A 15,888-nucleotide genomic window follows, 5' to 3' on the forward strand; every position below is an offset into this window, starting at 1 on the left:
CGTTACGGTGGCCCCGCGGCCAAACGACTTGCAGAGGTTTCGCGCTTCAAGAACAGCGGTACGGCGAGCATCGCCGCCGCCCACTCCCACATTCTCATCTTAAACCCGGGGCGGACGGAATGCGCTTGCCACAGCGGGCCGGGCCGAATGCGGACCACACCTACTACAACACCGTGCGGCCACACCGCGCCATCGACCGGCGAACACCCCTGCACGCGTTCAACGCCCGCCCCAAAGCATTCCCCACCGGATACCACATCCCCCCGCACTACCGGGTACGCCACGATTGCATCGACGCCGCCGGCCTCATCACCATCCGCTACAACAGCCGCCTACACCACATCGGGCTAAGCAAGCACCGCACCGGCACCACCGTCATCGTCCTCATCGATGACGTCGACATCCGCGTCCTCGACCGCGACACCGGCCACCTCATCCGCAAACTCGTGCTAGACCCCACCCGCGACTACCAACCCCGTGGCGTCAAATGCGGAAACTCACCACAAAACCGGCAATAGGTGTAAACCATGTCCCGGGACACCTGTCAACGATGTGTCAGCTTGAACAATTCCGTCAGCGTCACCCAGCCCCAAGTCATCACATCGTCATCGATCAACTGACTTAAATAATGGCCGGATAGCAACATCGAGGAAGCCGCAGCAGGGAAGGGACCATCGGGTCGCTGCTCAGGGACTTTTGCCACTAGCTGTGCCGCAGCATCCGCGGCTTAGGCTGCAGTCAACAAGCAACGGTACTTGAAAGAACGGGAAGGCGACGGTCGTGATGCTGAGCAACCGTCGGGCGGCGTTAGCTGTGGTGATAGCCTTCCTGCGGGGTGTGGCTGGCGGCACCGCCCGGCTGAGGTGAGATAAGGAGTACCTGATGGTTGAGACCGATCTGACGGATTATTTTCAGCAGATGTGCAAGCAAGCGGAATGGTCGCTCAAAAATGTACAGGAGGTCGGCCAGTCTACTCGGAGCCAACCCCCAACCACGAAAGATAAGGGGCCCGAAACGGCCGATGACCGTACGAGGGCCGACACCGCCCAGGGCAAAGCGTCCGGCCACTGGCAAGAACTTCGCGACCAGTGGCGTGCCCACGTGGTCAAAGTGAGAGAAGACGCCAAGAAGAAGACGGCGGAACTGGACGCGGCTGGGGCTGCGCACTACGCCGCGGAGGCTGAATCGAACGCACAGGAGGCAATCGGGCACGCCCTGGACGCAATCGACGAAGCTGAGCATACCGTGATCTATGCTCTGCGTGCGCGGGCCGAGGCCAACACGCTCGCTTCAAATGAGGCCAGTCGCCCGTGACCTGCCACCGGCGTGGCGGCTCATGGATGCGTTGTCCGTCACCACAGCGACAGCTGACTCCCGTTCTGCCGGTTTGACCTCGGCGATGTGCGGCATTGTGGCGAACTACCACGCCCACATGGAAGACGTGCCATTTTCAATCGTCGACGAGATCAACTCTTGTTTATCTAGAAATGAGATGAGAGTTGGGCCGATTGATTCACGCCTACCACTGTGCTTGCACTTTTGTCACGAGTTGGTGCGCGGCACTGATCTGACAAGATCGGTTCGTCGCGACGCTCAGCCGAAGTCTTCGTGGCCTCTGCTGCGCCATCGAATTCGTTGTGAGTCAGCGACTTAGCGTCGCGAACGGTCACCATTGATCACGCCGATTCGCCGGCAGGGGCGGAGTAGCGGCAGCCGCGGGCGTTTCGGTGCCGGGATGCGGCCTCGACGCCGACCAAGCTGTACCTTCGCAAACCAGATCGTGCGGCAGTGAGAGCTCGTTCGGCAGCGGCACCGGAAGGCCTGTCCGTGGCCATGAAAAAGGGCTCTGTCGTAAATTCCGTGAAACGGCTTGTGGGTCAGGTGATGTGGAGGGGCGCGAGGTCGCCGATGTGTTGGCCGGTGAGGCGGGCCCAGGCGTGCAGGGTGCCGGTGAGCGCGAGCGCGGTGCCGTAGTGCACGTTGCGGCCGCCGTGGGCGATGATGAGCTGGTTCTGGGCGTCGAAGGCGCGGTGTTTGCGGGCGAGGGCGAGGATGTCGGTGGCGGCGCGTTCGCCGAGCCAGTGCCCGTCAGGGAGACGGGCGCGGGTTGCCAGGCCGTTCGGGGTGTCGGGGTGGCGAGCGGTGAGCCAGTCGTCGAGCAGGCCGAGGCCGACGCCGATGCAGGCGGCGACGGTGGCGCCGGCGGGTGTGGCGGCGACCGGCCGCACGCCGTCGAGCAGCCCGCCTGCGGAACAGGTATCGCCGATCGCGATTGCTTGCAGGGCGAGCTGCAGTGTGGTGCAGGCGTTTTCGCGAGTAGCGCCGACCGGGGTGGATTGTTGGAGGTTGTGGCGTTCGATCGCGCGGCGCAGCGCGGCGTGGAACACGGTGGGGTCGTCGAGGTCGGGCCCGTCGAGGACACCGTCGTCGTCGAAGTGGTAGCCGTCTTCGGCGAGCAGCGGGGCCAGCTCGGCCAGCAGTTGGCCGGCCATGCCGGGCACGTGGGTGATCTGCGGCGGTGCGGGCGGCGGTTCCGCGGCGGTTCGCAGCAGGTCGTGGGGACATCGGGTGCGGCGTTTGCTCACTGCGTCAGCATCGCCGAACCCGGGCCGCGGTGTCTACGCCCTGCGGCCGCGCGTCGCGGCTGTATTCCTCGTCGGTGTGGGTGTTGGGACGTCAATCGGCTCGGTGCGGTGGAGGATTCGCTTGCCGAGCAGCTCGAAGCCGGCGCGGCCGTATACCTGCCGCTTGATCGCCTTGATCCTGGTCACGTTGCCTTCGACCGCGCCGGAACTGTCGTTGAGGGTGAGCGCGGCGTCGATTACGGCCCGGTCGGCGCGCACGCCCCGGGCGAACCCGCGCAGCGGGGCGGCGGTGCGGACCGCTTCGGCATAGGCACCGGCCCGGTCCCGGCACACCAGCTCCACGCCAGGGTGCGCGCGCAGCCACTCGGCGAAGGTGTCGCGGGTGCGGTCGGGCAGCACGTCGACTGGGCGGTGGCTGTCCATGTCGACGATCACCGTGCCGTACACGTGGCCGCGGCGCAGCGCAAAGTCGTCCACCCCAACGCGCGGCAGCGACGCCACCGGCGGGTCGGGCAACGCCCGCACCAGCCGCAGCAGCGTATCCCGGCCGACCGAGATCCCTAGCCGCGCCGCCAACCGCACCCCCACGCGAGCAGCCACCGTCACCGCAATCGCGCACAGCACACGCCGCAGCTGCATCGTCACCCGTCCGTAGCGCACCGTCAGCCCGTCCACCTGCGCGACGAACGTCCTTGCCGCACAGGCGGTGTTGTCGCAGAAGAACCGCCGCACCCGCAGCCGCAGCTCCACCGGCCGCCCCTCGCTCGTCATGTCCGCCAGCCGTCGCCGCTCCCAACTGTGAGCCCGCGCCGACGGGGTGTGGCACCGCCCGCAGTTACCGACGACAGCACGTGCGTGCCCCTCGATCCGAACCACCCCACCGTCCTCACGGACGGCGTCGATCACCACGCCGCTAAGGTGCGGCAACAGAACTCGGACCAATTCCAGATCACACGGTCAAACATCATCGCAACACCAGACACATCAGCATCGGCAGACACGCCGACCACATCCGTTTCACGGAAAAGGGTCGCGGCGGTGATGCCGGTGGGGCCTCCGCCGATGACCACGACCGGCACGGACGCCCGGACCCCGGCACCGGCTGCCGCCGCGTTCACGCGAACCTCACGACGGTGCGCTGCGCGCCGAGGTCGATTGCCCCGTCATCGGTGGCCACGCTGGCTTCGACCACGTCGCCGTCGCGCAGATACTTCGGATTCTTGGCCTGGCCGGAGAAGAAGATCTTCCACTTGAGCTCCTCGGGCAGCAGGGAGGAGACGACCTGCGCCGGCTTCGGCGGTGCGCTGATCGCGGTGCCGACGGGGGTGCCGGTCAACACCAGATCGCCGGCGTCGAGGCATTGGAAACGCGAAAGCGCCTGCAGGGCCTGCACCGGTGGGTAGATCATGTCGCCGTCGACGAGCACGTCCTGGCGGGTCTGCCCGTTGACCAGCAGCCGCAGGTCACCGAAGCGCTTGAGCTCGTCGGCGTCGACAAGCACCAGCGCGGGGCCGACCGGAGTAAACGTCGGGTAAGACTTCGCCTCGTAGAATTGGGTTTTAGTGAGCTGCACATCGCGCGCCGAGACATCGTTGGTCACCACCAGCCCGCAGACATAGTCGGCCAGCACAGGGATCAAACCACAGCCCAGCCGCCCGTAGTCGATCTGCGCCTCAGCCCCCAGGTCCACCGCCCCACGCGGCCCACTGTTCGCACGCCAAATTGTTTCTATCTGCAACAGAAACGGTAAGGACCGAAATACTCTCAAGGTCGGCCAATCTATATGCTGCATCGCTGGTAGAGGCGCCGCCGGGCTACAAGTAGATTTACTGAGGACATCTGTTTTCCTCCGCGATAAGGTGCCCTCAACCGTGGTGATCGCCCCATCCTCTTCTAAAACCGGTGTGGGCGCGAGGCGAGGTTGGTTGGGTCGGGGGCTGGCGCGGTGGCGCTGTAGCGTTCCGTTTCCAGCCCCCGCCCGTCGAACCGTGCTCGAATCGCCTGCAGTAATGGCCGAGGCTCCGGTTAAGTTGTCGGCGAACCGCTGATACGCGCGGCGCTGGAGCCGATCCGAAAGACCGCTGAACATGCAAGTTGACGGGCGGGAGATCACCGTTTCGGGCAGCTTGTTGCAGCCATTGAATCGACGCACCAACGACATCGTGCGGGTGGTGCTCGCGGCACTGTTCCTGGCGACCGTGATCGCGGGTTCGCTAATCACTCGGACGAAGTGGGCCGCCCTCGAGAAGTCCATCTCCGAAATCGTCGGAGTCTTGACGCCCGGGCAGTCCAATCTGGTCTACGTCGTCTATGGCGTCGCGATCATGGCCTTGCCATTCGTCATCCTCATCAGCCTCATCGTTACCCGCCAATGGAAACTGCTCGGCGCGTACGCGGCAGCCGGGCTTATCGCGGTTCTGGCGCTGTCGATCAGCGACAACGGCATCGACGCGCCGAGATGGCACTTCAACCTGTCCGACCGGCTGGACACGACCGTGTCGCAGTTCGTCGATGACCCTCGGTGGATCGCCATGGTCACCGCAATGGTCACGGTGGCCGGCCCCTGGCTGCCCGCACGCTTGCGGCGGTCGTGGTGGGCGCTGTTGCTGGCCTTCGTGCCGATCCACCTTCTCGTCAGCGCCGTGGTGCCGGCCGGCTCGTTGCTGGGGCTGGCGGTGGGCTGGTTCGTCGGCGCGTTGGTGGTCTGGGTGGTCGGCACCCCCGCCTTGGAGGTGCCCCTCGAGAGCGCAGTCCGGGCGATGGACCGGCGCGGATTCGCGGTGACCGCAATCACGGTGGTGCAACCGGCCGGCCACGGACCCCTCGTCTTGTCGGCGACGTCGGCGCAACCGGATTCGGCCGCGATCCTCGAGATGTACGGCGAGAACCAACGCAGCGGTGGGGCCCTGCGCCAGCTCTGGCAGAAGCTGAGACTGCGCAGCAGCGAAACCCCACCGCTGCACGCCTCCATCCGCCGCGCCGTCGAGCATCGCGCACTCATGACCCTCGCCATCGGAGACGTCCGCGTCGCCAACACGTCGACGATCACCGTCGCCGAGCTTGAGCGGGGATGGATGCTCTACACGCACACTCCCGAGCGCGGAATCCCGATCAACGAGTGCGCGGCAGCGACACCCGTCGCCCGCGTGTGGGAATCGCTGCGGCTGCTCCACCACCACCAGATCTCCCACGGTGACCTCCGCAGTTCGGAGATCACCGTCGATGACGGCAGCGCGCGCTTCGGCGGCTTCGACAGCGCCGAGTATGGCGCGACCGACGTCCAGCTCCAATCGGACATCACCCAGCTCCTGGTGACGACGACCGCTGTGTACGACGCGAAGTCCGCGGTGGCCGCGGCCATCACCCATTTCGGCAAAGACTCGGTCCTCACGGCATCCGGTCGGCTCACGAAATCGGCTCTGCCACGCCGCCTCCGGAAGTCGGTCGGCGATTCGGGCGCGGTCATCTCTGCCGCGCGTGACGAGGTGATGCGCCAGACAGGTGCCGATCAAATCCAGACCGAGACCATCACCCGGTTCACCCGCAACCAGGTCATTCAACTGGTCCTGCTCGTCGGGCTGGTCTACGTGGCCTATCCGTACATCAGCTCCGCGCCATCGTTCTTGTCCGCGATCAGGACCGCCCACTGGCGGTGGGTGCTGCTGGGGGTCGCGGTGTCGGCGTTGACGTACATCGGTGCGGCGACCGCACTGTGGGCCTGCGCCGACCGGTTGGTGAGCTTCCGAAATCTGGTACTCCTCCAGTTTGCCTACACTTTTGCCGCAACCACCACCCCCGCTGGCGTCGGCGGCCTAGCGCTCAGCACGCGATTCCTGCAGAAGAGCGGTCTGAGCACCGTGCGCGCCACCGCGGCAGTGGCCATGCAGCAGGCGGTGCAAGTCATCACCCATGTTGTGTTGCTGATCATTTTCAGTGCCGCTGCCGGCGCGTCAGCCGATCTGTCGCACTTCGTCCCCTCCAAAACGGTGCTGTACCTGGTCGCCGGCCTGGCACTCGGGCTTGTCGGCGCGTTCCTGTTCGTGCCCGTGCTACGCGAGTGGCTGCAGACGACAGTGCGGCCGCGACTCAAGGGGGTGATGGGCGACCTCGCCAAACTCGCTCGCGAACCTCAGCGGCTGGCGTTGATCGTCCTCGGTTGCGCCACAACAACTCTCGGCAATGCGGGGGCATTGTGGGCGAGTGTCCAGGCTTTCGGCGGCGGTGCCACGTTCATCGCCGTCACCATCGTCACCATGGTCGGCGGAACGCTTGCCTCGTTGGCCCCCACCCCGGGCGGCGTCGGCGCCGTCGAAGCGGCGCTGATCGGCGGGCTCGCGGCGTTCGGGCTGCCCGCGGCCGTCGGCGTGCCAGCGGTGCTGCTGTACCGGGTGATCACCTGCTGGGTGCCGGTGTTGATCGGGTGGCCGGTGATGCGGTCGATGACGCAGAAGCAGATGATCTAACTCACGCGGGCGTGGACGCGGCGGCCGAAGCCTTCATCGATCTCGTTCGACCGGCCGGGGATGTCGCAGCAGAAATCTGTTGTCGAACGACGTCAAGTGAAGCCACCGTCGTGAGCGACGATATCGTCAGTCGCTGCCGGGCGGTGATATCCGCATTGGCCCGCGCGGCGCAACGCCAGGTGTTAATACAGAGCTTGCGGTGCATGCCCCGCCGGGAGGTCCGGATGATGTCGACAGGTGTCACACGATCGCGAATTCTCGTCGGTGTCGATGGATCGGGTGTCTCCGATGCCGCGGTGCGCTGGGCGGCGCGGGAGGCCGAGATGCACGGCCTGCCGCTGCAGCTGGTACATGTGGTGGCGCCCTCGTGGGCACGTTCTGCCGAGGGACCGACCGGGGACGCCATCACCCAGTCGCAGCTCGATGAGGCGCGTCGGATTTTGGACACCTCACGCGCGATGGTTGGCCAGACCGCCGCCACGCCGCTCGACGTGCACACACAGATGCAGTACGCCGCCATCGCCCCAACCCTCGTGGAGGCGTCGAAGCACGCGTGGATGATCGTGGTTGGCAGCCGCGGTCGGGACGCAGTCGAGGAACATGTGCTCGGCTCGGTCAGCGCGGCTCAGATCCACCACGCTCACTGCCCGGTGGCCATCGTGCATGCGCCGGAACCGGCACAGCACCAAACACCCGGCGACGCACCTGTTTTGGTCGGCATCGACGGCTCGCCGGCATCGACCGCTCACCGGCATCGGAAGCGGCCACCGCACTGGCCTTCGACGAAGCGTCGCCGGGCGGCGTGGGGCTGGTGGCGCTGCACGCGTGGAGCGACGTCGGAGTCTTTCCCGTCCTGGGCGTGGACTGGAGAAAGGATCGCGACGAAGGCGCCAAGGTGCTGGCAGAACGGTTGGCGGGCTGGCACGAACGCTACCCCGAGGTCCGAGTGCAGTCACGGCTGGTCTGTGACGTTCCGGACAGATGGCTCATCCAAGAATCCAAGAACGCGCAATTGGTCGTGCTGGGTAGCCGCCGCCGCGGCGGACCCCCCGAAAAGCATTTGGGCTCAGTCAGCCACGCGGTTGCCCGCGCGGCCAGAGTCCCGGTGATCGTGACGCCGGCGGCATAGCCGGACGACACACCAGCAAGAGAAACAAGTCATAGGAGGAGCAATGACGAACACCGGTCACGCAGAACATAATCACGCACCCACCGGTCTGCAACCGCCGGATTTTGTGCGACAGTTGTGGAAACCAGCCTTCGCGTCGGGGGTGTTGACCCTGCTCGTGGGCGTGCTGATCCTGGTATTACCGGGGAAGTCGATCCTTGTCGCCGCCACGCTGTTCGGAGTGTTCCTGCTGATTGCAGGTCTGGCCCAGCTGTTCTTCGCGTTCGCCCTGCCAGCGTCGACCGGCGAGCGGGTGCTGCTGTTCATCAGCGGTGCGCTATCCCTGGTCTTGGCCGTGCTGTCCTTCCGCCACTTCGGCGATGCCTACGCCGTTCTGCTGCTGTCGATCTGGATCGGAGTGAGCTTTATCTTCATGGGGGTCTCGGAGATAGTCGCCGCGATCAGCAATCGGCAACTGCCCGCACGCGGTTGGTACATCTTTGGTGGCATCCTCACCTGGATCGCCGGCGTGGTGGTGTTGGCGTGGCCGTTCGACTCGATTCTGGTGCTCACGTTGGTGGTCGGCATTTGGCTTGTCGTGTTGGGGCTCATGCAGATCGTGCGGTCGTTTCAGATCCGCAGGGAAATCCGCCGCGGACCCAAGCTACCCAGCGCGACCGACCGCTCGGCGCCAGTCAAGGGGTGACACCCACCACCAAAACCGATCGGCGGCAGGGCTGTTGGTGGCCAGCGCGACGTTGGGCCCGACAGCCCTGCTGCACCGCGCGAATCGCAGTTGACGTCGTAGGAGTTTGGAGCTTCCCGTTATGCACCTCATCCAGATAGCCGCCGCAGCGCTGATCGTACTTGTGTCGGTGATAGCGGGCACTGCGCTCTGGTTAGCGCACCACGCGGACCGACGCGCCGCGGGCACCGAGCCGACGCGGCGGCCTTCGGCCACTCGCCCGAAAGTTCCTCTGCACAAACGAATTCGCGACACGGCCAAAACACTTAGCGGTCCCCCCGTGGGCGTGCTGGTCATCGGTGCGGTCGTGTTGTGCGGGTTGACCGTGCTGTTTGCCTACGTGTTCGACAGTGTCCTTGAAGGAGACGGGATCACCGCGGTCGACCAGCCCACCGTGGCCTGGCTGGCCGGGCACCGCCACCCGGTCCAGACCCTCATCATGCGAGCGCTCAGCATCATCGGCAGCCCCGTAGCCGCCGCCGCGGTGGCCCTGGTCATCTGCACGCTGGTGGCGTGGCGGATCCGCAACTGGTTGCCCGTCGTGGTCGCCGCGCTGGGCATGGCCGGATACGGCCTGATGTCCACGGCGGTCAAACTTGTTGTCCATCGGCAACGCCCGCCGCTGCCCTACTCCGTGGTCGCCGCTCACGGCTACTCGTTTCCGTCCGGGCATGCCATGGGCATCGCCACGTCGGCGCTCATCTCGGCGTGGGCGCTCGACCACTGGATGATCCGGTCCGTACCTGCTCGCGTCGCCACCTGGACGGCCGCGATCGTGATCATCGCCGGGGTCGGTTTTTCCCGCGTCTACCTCGGCGTGCACTACCCCAGCGACGTGATCGCCGGCTGGGCCCTCGGCATCATCTGGGCCAGCGTCGTGATCGCCTTCGCCGCACTGTATGAACAGAGGACCGGCATGCGAGATGAACAGAGGACCGGCATGCGAGCAAGGGCGGCGAACGACACGAGCGAGGCGGGCCGCGCACCGGCTGGCGCGCCACCGAGCGCCCCCACCCAAAGCTGTCGGCGTGGAAGCGGGGTTGGGTTGCCGGCGGTGAACCGGCCTAGCCGTGCGGTTCCGTAACGGCAGCGACGTTTCTTAAATTCTCTTTCGAATTCCGGCCACCACAACGGATTCTGGCTGACCTCACCGCTACTGCTCAGCGGCCACCCGACCGCTCCTCACCGCCTCGCGCAGGGCCGCGTAGTCGCGCTCGTTCTGCTCGGCGTAGGCCTCGGCGAACCGGGTCAAGGCGGTGTCAGCGGCGTCGCCGCTGCCCAGATACCCCGCGATGGCGATGCGGTCGCCCGTTCGGGCGTGGGCGCCGGCGAGCACCTCCCCGCAGGCGCGTCCATAGTCGGTCAGCATCTTCGAGTCCATCGCCTCGACGGTCGCCGATTCCTTCCAGTCGCGCAACTGCCGTACGTAATAGTCGCCCAGGTGTCCGTCCGGGCCGACGGTGCGCAGCCAGCCGAGCAGGATGTCGCCGCTGGCCTGGATCTCGCGCTGACCGACCACCACCCGTTGCGCGGCGTTGGGGTAGGCGCTGGGTCCGAGGTAGGGCTCGAGCACCGAGGGCTGTGCCTCTTTGACCTGCATCACCAGCGGGTCATCGTCGTCTCGACCCAACGCGAGCACCACCCACGTCCGCAGGCCGACGCTGCCTACGCCGACGACCTTGCGCGCGGTGCCCGCGCAGCGGAACCGGTGAGCCAGCACCTGGACGTTCACATTCAGGCTCTTCCGGTAGGCGTCGATGAGCGCGCCCGTCCGCAGCTCATAGATGCGGGCCTCAGCTTCGCTGACGTACTCATCGACGGGCACCTGCAGCGGCGGATCGCTGACCAACTGCCGGCGCCCGTCGACTACCCGCGTCAATTTTGTCAGTGCCTGTGTGCTGTCGTGTGAGCGGGCTTTGTCCGCGGTGTGCTGGATTTCCTTGGCTTCCTTGGGGCTGACGCTGGCCTGCAGCGCGGCATCGACGCGGGCCTGGGCATACCAGACGTCCAATTCGCCCATCATCGCCAGCGTTCGCATCCGCTTGCGGTAGGCCTTCATACTCGAGCGCACTACCTGTTCTCGGTCGTCTGGGGTGAAGCCGTTTGTGCGTGCAGCTACCGCCAGGCTCGACGCGAGGCGCTTGACGTCCCATTCCCAGGGGCCGGGCAGGGTCTCGTCGAAGTCGTTGATATCGAACACCAGGTTGCGCTCGGAAGTGCCGAACAAGCCGAAGTTGCACAGGTGCGTGTCTCCGCACAGCTGCGCCTGCAGGCCCGTGCGGGGACCGGCCGCTAAGTCGGACGCCATGATCAACGCCGCGCCGCGGAAAAACGCCAACGGCGAGGCAAGCATGCGCCCATAGCGGATGGGCACCAACTCCGGAATTCTCGACACCGCTTGAGATTCCAGCAGCGTGACCGGATCTGGACGATTCTCAGGCCTAACGAATTCGGCAAGTGTCGATCTCGGCAGCACCTGCCGGCGGGAACGACCCAGCTGGTGTCGCTCGTCCGGTGACAACCACGGGTCGCCGCGAGGACCGTTTTTCGCCTCGCGGGACTTGGCCCCACGTACGCTGGTCGTCACCGATCGGTCACCGCCCTCACGGTATACCAGGTCGAGTTGCCGCCGTTGGTGATCCAGCGGTGCCGTTGAGCAGCGACGTGTCGCCGCCCCGGCGAGACTCTCCTACGCCGCGGGCGTGATGGAACATGCCAGGCTGCTCGGTGTCGATGCGATAGTTTGAATCGATGAACGTGGGGCGGCCACGCAAGTCCCGGGCGCTGCGGCAAATTACCGAAGGGCTCGCTGCGCTTGACGCGGAGGTGTTCGAGGCGGTCGCCAAGTCCCGCAGTCCGCTGCTGGACACCACCATGCCCGCGCTGAGCCGTGCCGCCGATCACGCCAAGCTGTGGCTTGCGATCGCGGCGGCCATGGCACTGTCAGGCAGCCGATCGGCTTGGCGCGGCGCGGGCCGTGGTGTGGTCAGCCTGGCGGTGACAAGCTTGGTGACCAATCAGCTGGCCAAGCGCGTGTGGCGACGCGAGCGGCCCGGCTACCGGTCCGTTTCGCCGGTGCGGCGCCTGCGACGCTACCCGGCGTCCGATTCGCTGCCCTCCGGTCACGCGGCCAGTGCCGCCGCCTTTGCCGGGATGCTCCTCGGCTCGGTCAGCACCGCGGTCGTGCACGCGGTGCGCGCCCCGGTCATCGTGGCACGCCAAGGCTGATCGCGCCGCCAATCAGCGGTTCACAGCGGGAAAGACGAATCAGGCCATGGCGCGGCGGCGGGCAACGAGTGCGGTTGTGGTGGGTATCGACGGTTCGCGGGCCGCGGTCACTGCAGCCCGGTGGGCGCTGGACGAAGCGGTCAGCCGCGAGGTCCCGCTGCGGCTGGTGAGTGTCATCGACGCCCCGGCCGAAAGTTGCGCGCCAGAAATGGAATACGCCGAGGAGTCGCTGCGCGGGGCTGCTGCGACGGTGCACGAGCTCGGGAAGCCGGTCAAGGTGGACACGGCAGTTCGCTGGGGCGTCGATGAAGTGATTCTGCTGGAGGAGTCTGAGAGCGCCGCCATGGTTTGCGTCGGTACGGTGGGCATCGGTCGCGTCGCCCACCGGCTGCTCGGCTCGACCGCGGTGGCGCTCGCCACTGGTGCGCGCTGCGCGGTGGCGATTATTCGTCGCAAGCCGCCACCGGAGGGCTGGGTGGTCGTATTGGTTGATCATCGTCCGGGCAACGACGATGTGGTGCAGCAGGCGATGGACGAGGCGCGGCTACGCAAAGCCCCGCTGCTGGCATTGGGGGTGGGGCGGTGGGACCTCGATGCGGTGAGGTATCACGAACTCGAGGAGCGGATAGGCGGTTGGCGAGAACGCTATCCCGATGTGTGCGTGCAGCGAAGCGAGGCCCCTGGCGGTGCGGTTGAATACCTCGACACCCGCAACAAGACGGTTCAGTTATTGGTCACCGGTAGTGTCAACGCCAACGAACTGACCCGTCTGATCGGGCCTCACAGCCACCCGATCCTCGACCATCCGGCATGCTCTGTGCTGGTGGTGCGCAGTGAATAGCGCAGTGCCCATGCCACCTGACTGTGCTGCAACGCCTCTCACCAAGTTGAAAGGCGAACAAGGCGGTAGCGCGATCCTCCGATGCCCATCGATGCGTTTCGCCCTACGTCGACGGTTTCAGGGGCGAGCGGTTGCTCGGCCGGCAGACCCGCGTTCACAATCAGGTGGGGAACCGGCGTCCCGCTGATCCTGTGCAACGGGATCGGCGCCAGCCTGGTAGTGCTCGATCCGTTCGTCGAGCAGCTCGATCCCGACACGACCGTGGGGGCGCATCGAAGTGCCCTCATGAAGTGACCATTGGCACTTTTTGATGACCCGACGTCCCTATTGGGCCGGGCCCGGCGCCGCGAGCATTGAGCTACCTGCGAAATGAAGGGTAATTGTTATGACAACTGCTGAAACTGCAAACCCGCTGCGGGAGATGTGGGTAGCGCAGCTGCTAATGGGCACCGTGGCCCTGGTTCTGGGTGTCCTTGTGCTGGTGTGGCCCGGGGTATCGATTCTTGCCGCGTCGGTGCTGTTGGGCATTTACCTGGTGGCGTCGGGCATCGCCCAGGTGATCATGGCCTTCGGCCTGGAGGTGTCGGGCGGTTACCGGGTGATGTTGTTCATCTCCGGCGCGCTGTCGTTGGTCTTGGGTGTACTGGCCTTCCGGTTCTTCGACCAGGGGTATGCCGTTCTGTTGCTGGGCGTCTGGATCGGCGTCGGGTTCATCTTCCAGGGGGTGACCGCAACGGCGCTTGCGATCAGCAACAAGGAGCTGCCCGGACGGGGCTGGACCATCTTCTTCGGCGTCATCAGCGTGATCGCCGGCATCGTTGTGCTGGCGTGGCCGTTCCATTCGATCGCCGTGCTCGCCCTTGTCACCGGCATCATGCTGGTCCTCATCGGTCTCACAGAAATCTTTAGCTCGTTTGGAACCCGCCACGATCTCAGGACCGCAGAGAAGCGAGTGTCGCGGGTGATCCCCCGAGCGCCGAATCAAGCGGCCTGACCCGTCGCGCACGGCCAGTGGCGCACCGGCTGCCCGGCAATACGCCTGGCAGCCGGGGCGGCTGGTCTGCACCATGAGCAAGGGATTGACATGGCAAATCCAATGGAACACATCCGCCAATCACTCATTGAACGTATCCGCCGGATCATCGACGATCACCGCGCAGGCGGGCTCGGCCCCACGCCGGGTTGACATCCCGGCACCAGGCTGGAGCACTGCCGCCGCCCGGCTTGCGGTGATGGTTGCGATTGCAACCGGATTTATTCTGCCTCGCTGAAGGTTTAGCTTGTAGGCGTCTCCGCGGCTGCGGGCTACGACGCACTCTCGGCAGCACTGATTCTTGGCTTTGCCGTGCATAACGCGAACGGACGGCCTCAATATGGTTGAGCCACTGACCGGTCGGCGGACCCCGCTGGCTTTCTTGACGCTCCTCGGGGTAATCGCCGCGGCCCCGCAAGGACAAGCGACGGACGGTTACGGCCGGCGGCGGCATCGTTGCCGGACGGGCACTCGGATTCGCCGCCGATGCGATCCTCACCGCTAGTGGTGCCTACCGATCCGCGCATGCCGGCTCGCGGCACCCACCGCCGCCATCGGGTGATCTTTTACGGCTCATCAGATGGCTTTGGACCCTACGCCGAGGGTCTTGACCGGGGAGACCATGACCGGGAGGTAATAACGGTCATGAACTCGCCGAACGGCCATCACTCGGCCGCCAGGTAGTAGCAGGCATCGCAACGATCGCCGCCACCGCGAAGGTCTCGAGGGGTTCGACATGTCAGATGGGATTCCGCTGGGAACAGTTGGCGGGGTGCAGGTAAGGGCGAACTGGAGCGTCCTGGTGCTGCTGTGGCTGTTCGCATGGAGCTTGGCCATCAGTTTGCCGAGCATGGTGCCGGGTTATAGCAAGTCGGACTACTGGATCGCTGGGGTCATTGGTGCTGTGGTGCTGCTGGCGTCGTTGCTGGCGCATGAATTGACCCATGCGGTGGTCTCCCGCCGCGCCGGGTTGAAGGTGTCGTCCATCACGCTGTGGATGTTCGGCGGTGTCACTCGCATCGAGGGCGAACCGAAAAACCCGAAAACCCAGTTTTGGATCGCTTTCTCGGGTCCACTGATGAGCCTGCTGCTGTCAGCGCTGTTTGCCGGGTTGGCTGCCGTCCTGCGCGCGGCGGGTGTGGCACCGCTCGCGGTCGCGGTGGCCTGGTGGCTGTCCGGGATCAACCTGCTGCTGGCGCTGTTCAATCTGCTGCCGGGTGCGCCATTAGACGGCGGCCGGATGCTGCAGGCGATTCTGTGGCGTCGGTACGGCGACAAGACGCGTGCCACTGTCGGCGCCGCCCGGGCGGGACAGGTACTCGGGTTTGTCCTGATCGCGCTGGGCCTGGTGGAGTTCTTGACGAAGTCCCTCATCAGCGGTGTGTGGCTGGTATTCATCGGCTGGTACCTGCTCATGGTCGCTCGTGAGGAAGAGAAACAAGCCGTGAACCAGCAGTCCCTCGCCGGGGTGCGCGTCTCGGATGCGATGTCGGCAAATCCGCGCACCGCTCCCGGCTGGATCAGCGTGTCAGACTTCATCGAGAATTACCTGCTCGGCGACCGGCATTCGGCGTATCCGGTGGAGGCGCCCGATGGGTCGGTCACCGGGCTGATCACGCTGTCACAGCTGCGTGGTGTCGCCCCCGACAAACGCGAGAGCACCTTGGTCCGTGACGCCGAGATACCACTGGACCAGGTGCCCACCGCTGCTCCCGACGAGCCGGTCACCGCGCTGCTGCGACGCATTTCCTCGACCACCGACCGCCGGGTGCTGGTCGTTGACGACGGCCGGGTGGTCGGCATCGTCGCTCCTTCCGATATCACCAGACTGATCGAAGCGCGCGGACTCGTCGGCTCCACCTAAGCCTCCACCCCGCCGAGCGTG

General features: G+C 65.7%; 12 protein-coding genes and 4 pseudogenes. 11 read left to right on the forward strand and 5 right to left on the reverse strand.

Features of this window, described 5'->3' with window-relative positions:
* The first annotated feature begins 119 nt into the window (after positions 1 to 119).
* Both VKI00_RS32320 and VKI00_RS32325 read left to right on the forward strand, forming a co-directional pair.
* On the forward strand, positions 120 to 518 hold the full coding sequence (locus VKI00_RS32320) for a hypothetical protein (protein WP_324447372.1): 399 nt from the start codon (positions 120 to 122) through the stop codon (positions 516 to 518).
* Positions 519 to 882: 364 nt separating this feature from the next.
* Complete coding sequence (locus VKI00_RS32325; RefSeq protein WP_324447374.1) at positions 883 to 1,314, forward strand: hypothetical protein; 432 nt, start codon at positions 883 to 885, stop codon at positions 1,312 to 1,314.
* 563 nt (positions 1,315 to 1,877) lie between these two features.
* Here VKI00_RS32325 and VKI00_RS32330 read toward each other — a convergent pair.
* The 4 genes and pseudogenes from VKI00_RS32330 to VKI00_RS32345 all read right to left on the reverse strand — a co-directional run.
* Positions 1,878 to 2,585: a hypothetical protein gene (locus VKI00_RS32330; RefSeq protein WP_324447376.1), complete on the reverse strand. Its 708-nt coding sequence runs from the start codon at positions 2,583 to 2,585 to the stop codon at positions 1,878 to 1,880.
* Between the two features lie 33 nt (positions 2,586 to 2,618).
* Positions 2,619 to 3,494, reverse strand: a complete 876-nt coding sequence (locus VKI00_RS32335) for a transposase (RefSeq protein WP_324447377.1) — start codon at positions 3,492 to 3,494, stop codon at positions 2,619 to 2,621.
* Positions 3,488 to 3,664, reverse strand: coding sequence for a hypothetical protein (locus VKI00_RS32340; RefSeq protein WP_324447378.1), 177 nt, complete (start codon positions 3,662 to 3,664; stop codon positions 3,488 to 3,490). The genes VKI00_RS32335 and VKI00_RS32340 overlap by 7 nt, the downstream gene beginning before the upstream one ends.
* Before the next feature lie 35 nt (positions 3,665 to 3,699).
* Positions 3,700 to 4,212: pseudogene (locus VKI00_RS32345) on the reverse strand (fumarylacetoacetate hydrolase family protein); the annotation flags it as partial.
* Between the two features lie 460 nt (positions 4,213 to 4,672).
* Between VKI00_RS32345 and VKI00_RS32350 the strand changes: the two are divergent.
* The 4 genes and pseudogenes from VKI00_RS32350 (at position 4,673) to VKI00_RS32365 (ending at position 9,985) form a co-directional block, all read left to right on the forward strand.
* On the forward strand, positions 4,673 to 7,048 hold the full coding sequence (locus tag VKI00_RS32350) for a lysylphosphatidylglycerol synthase transmembrane domain-containing protein (RefSeq protein WP_324447379.1): 2,376 nt from the start codon (positions 4,673 to 4,675) through the stop codon (positions 7,046 to 7,048).
* 227 nt (positions 7,049 to 7,275) lie between these two features.
* A pseudogene (locus VKI00_RS32355) lies at positions 7,276 to 8,177 on the forward strand (universal stress protein).
* 43 nt (positions 8,178 to 8,220) lie between these two features.
* The gene (locus VKI00_RS32360) at positions 8,221 to 8,862 is read left to right on the forward strand and encodes an HdeD family acid-resistance protein (RefSeq protein ID WP_324447380.1); all 642 of its coding nucleotides are present in this window, start codon (positions 8,221 to 8,223) and stop codon (positions 8,860 to 8,862) included.
* Between the two features lie 319 nt (positions 8,863 to 9,181).
* The gene (locus VKI00_RS32365) at positions 9,182 to 9,985 is read left to right on the forward strand and encodes a phosphatase PAP2 family protein (protein WP_324447381.1); all 804 of its coding nucleotides are present in this window, start codon (positions 9,182 to 9,184) and stop codon (positions 9,983 to 9,985) included.
* A 69-nt stretch (positions 9,986 to 10,054) separates the two neighbouring features.
* Here VKI00_RS32365 and VKI00_RS32370 read toward each other — a convergent pair whose 3' ends face one another.
* Positions 10,055 to 11,422 (reverse strand): DUF2252 domain-containing protein, encoded by a 1,368-nt coding sequence (locus tag VKI00_RS32370; RefSeq protein WP_414687353.1) that lies wholly within the window; start codon positions 11,420 to 11,422, stop codon positions 10,055 to 10,057.
* A gap of 230 nt (positions 11,423 to 11,652) precedes the next feature.
* Here VKI00_RS32370 and VKI00_RS32380 point away from each other — a divergent pair.
* The 5 genes and pseudogenes from VKI00_RS32380 to VKI00_RS32400 form a co-directional block, all read left to right on the forward strand.
* Positions 11,653 to 12,051 (forward strand): annotated as a pseudogene (locus VKI00_RS32380) (phosphoesterase); the annotation flags it as partial.
* Positions 12,052 to 12,205: 154 nt separating this feature from the next.
* Positions 12,206 to 12,970 carry a universal stress protein gene (locus tag VKI00_RS32385; protein ID WP_324447383.1) on the forward strand — a complete coding sequence of 255 codons (765 nt, stop codon included), beginning with the start codon at positions 12,206 to 12,208 and terminating at the stop codon, positions 12,968 to 12,970.
* Positions 12,971 to 13,129: 159 nt separating this feature from the next.
* Positions 13,130 to 13,234: pseudogene (locus VKI00_RS32390) on the forward strand (poly(3-hydroxyalkanoate) depolymerase); the annotation flags it as partial.
* Between the two features lie 121 nt (positions 13,235 to 13,355).
* Entirely contained in the window at positions 13,356 to 13,964 is a 609-nt protein-coding gene (locus VKI00_RS32395) for an HdeD family acid-resistance protein (RefSeq protein ID WP_324447384.1), read from the forward strand.
* Between the two features lie 775 nt (positions 13,965 to 14,739).
* A complete protein-coding gene (locus VKI00_RS32400; protein WP_324447385.1) occupies positions 14,740 to 15,867 on the forward strand; it encodes a site-2 protease family protein in 1,128 nt (375 codons plus the stop codon).
* Positions 15,868 to 15,888: the final 21 nt, after the last annotated feature.

It is taken from the genome of Mycobacterium sp. (assembly GCF_035314665.1).
GTDB lineage: Bacteria > Actinomycetota > Actinomycetes > Mycobacteriales > Mycobacteriaceae > Mycobacterium.

Bases quoted from the DNA above. Each gene is read 5' to 3' on its own strand.
- VKI00_RS32320 (WP_324447372.1), top strand. From the start codon at position 120: ATGCGCTTGCCACAGCGGGCCGGGCCGAATGCGGACCACACCTACTAC.
- VKI00_RS32350 (WP_324447379.1), top strand. From the start codon at position 4,673: ATGCAAGTTGACGGGCGGGAGATCACCGTTTCGGGCAGCTTGTTGCAG.
- VKI00_RS32400 (WP_324447385.1), top strand. From the start codon at position 14,740: ATGTCAGATGGGATTCCGCTGGGAACAGTTGGCGGGGTGCAGGTAAGG.
- VKI00_RS32395 (WP_324447384.1), top strand. From the start codon at position 13,356: ATGACAACTGCTGAAACTGCAAACCCGCTGCGGGAGATGTGGGTAGCG.
- VKI00_RS32325 (WP_324447374.1), top strand. From the start codon at position 883: ATGGTTGAGACCGATCTGACGGATTATTTTCAGCAGATGTGCAAGCAA.
- VKI00_RS32360 (WP_324447380.1), top strand. From the start codon at position 8,221: ATGACGAACACCGGTCACGCAGAACATAATCACGCACCCACCGGTCTG.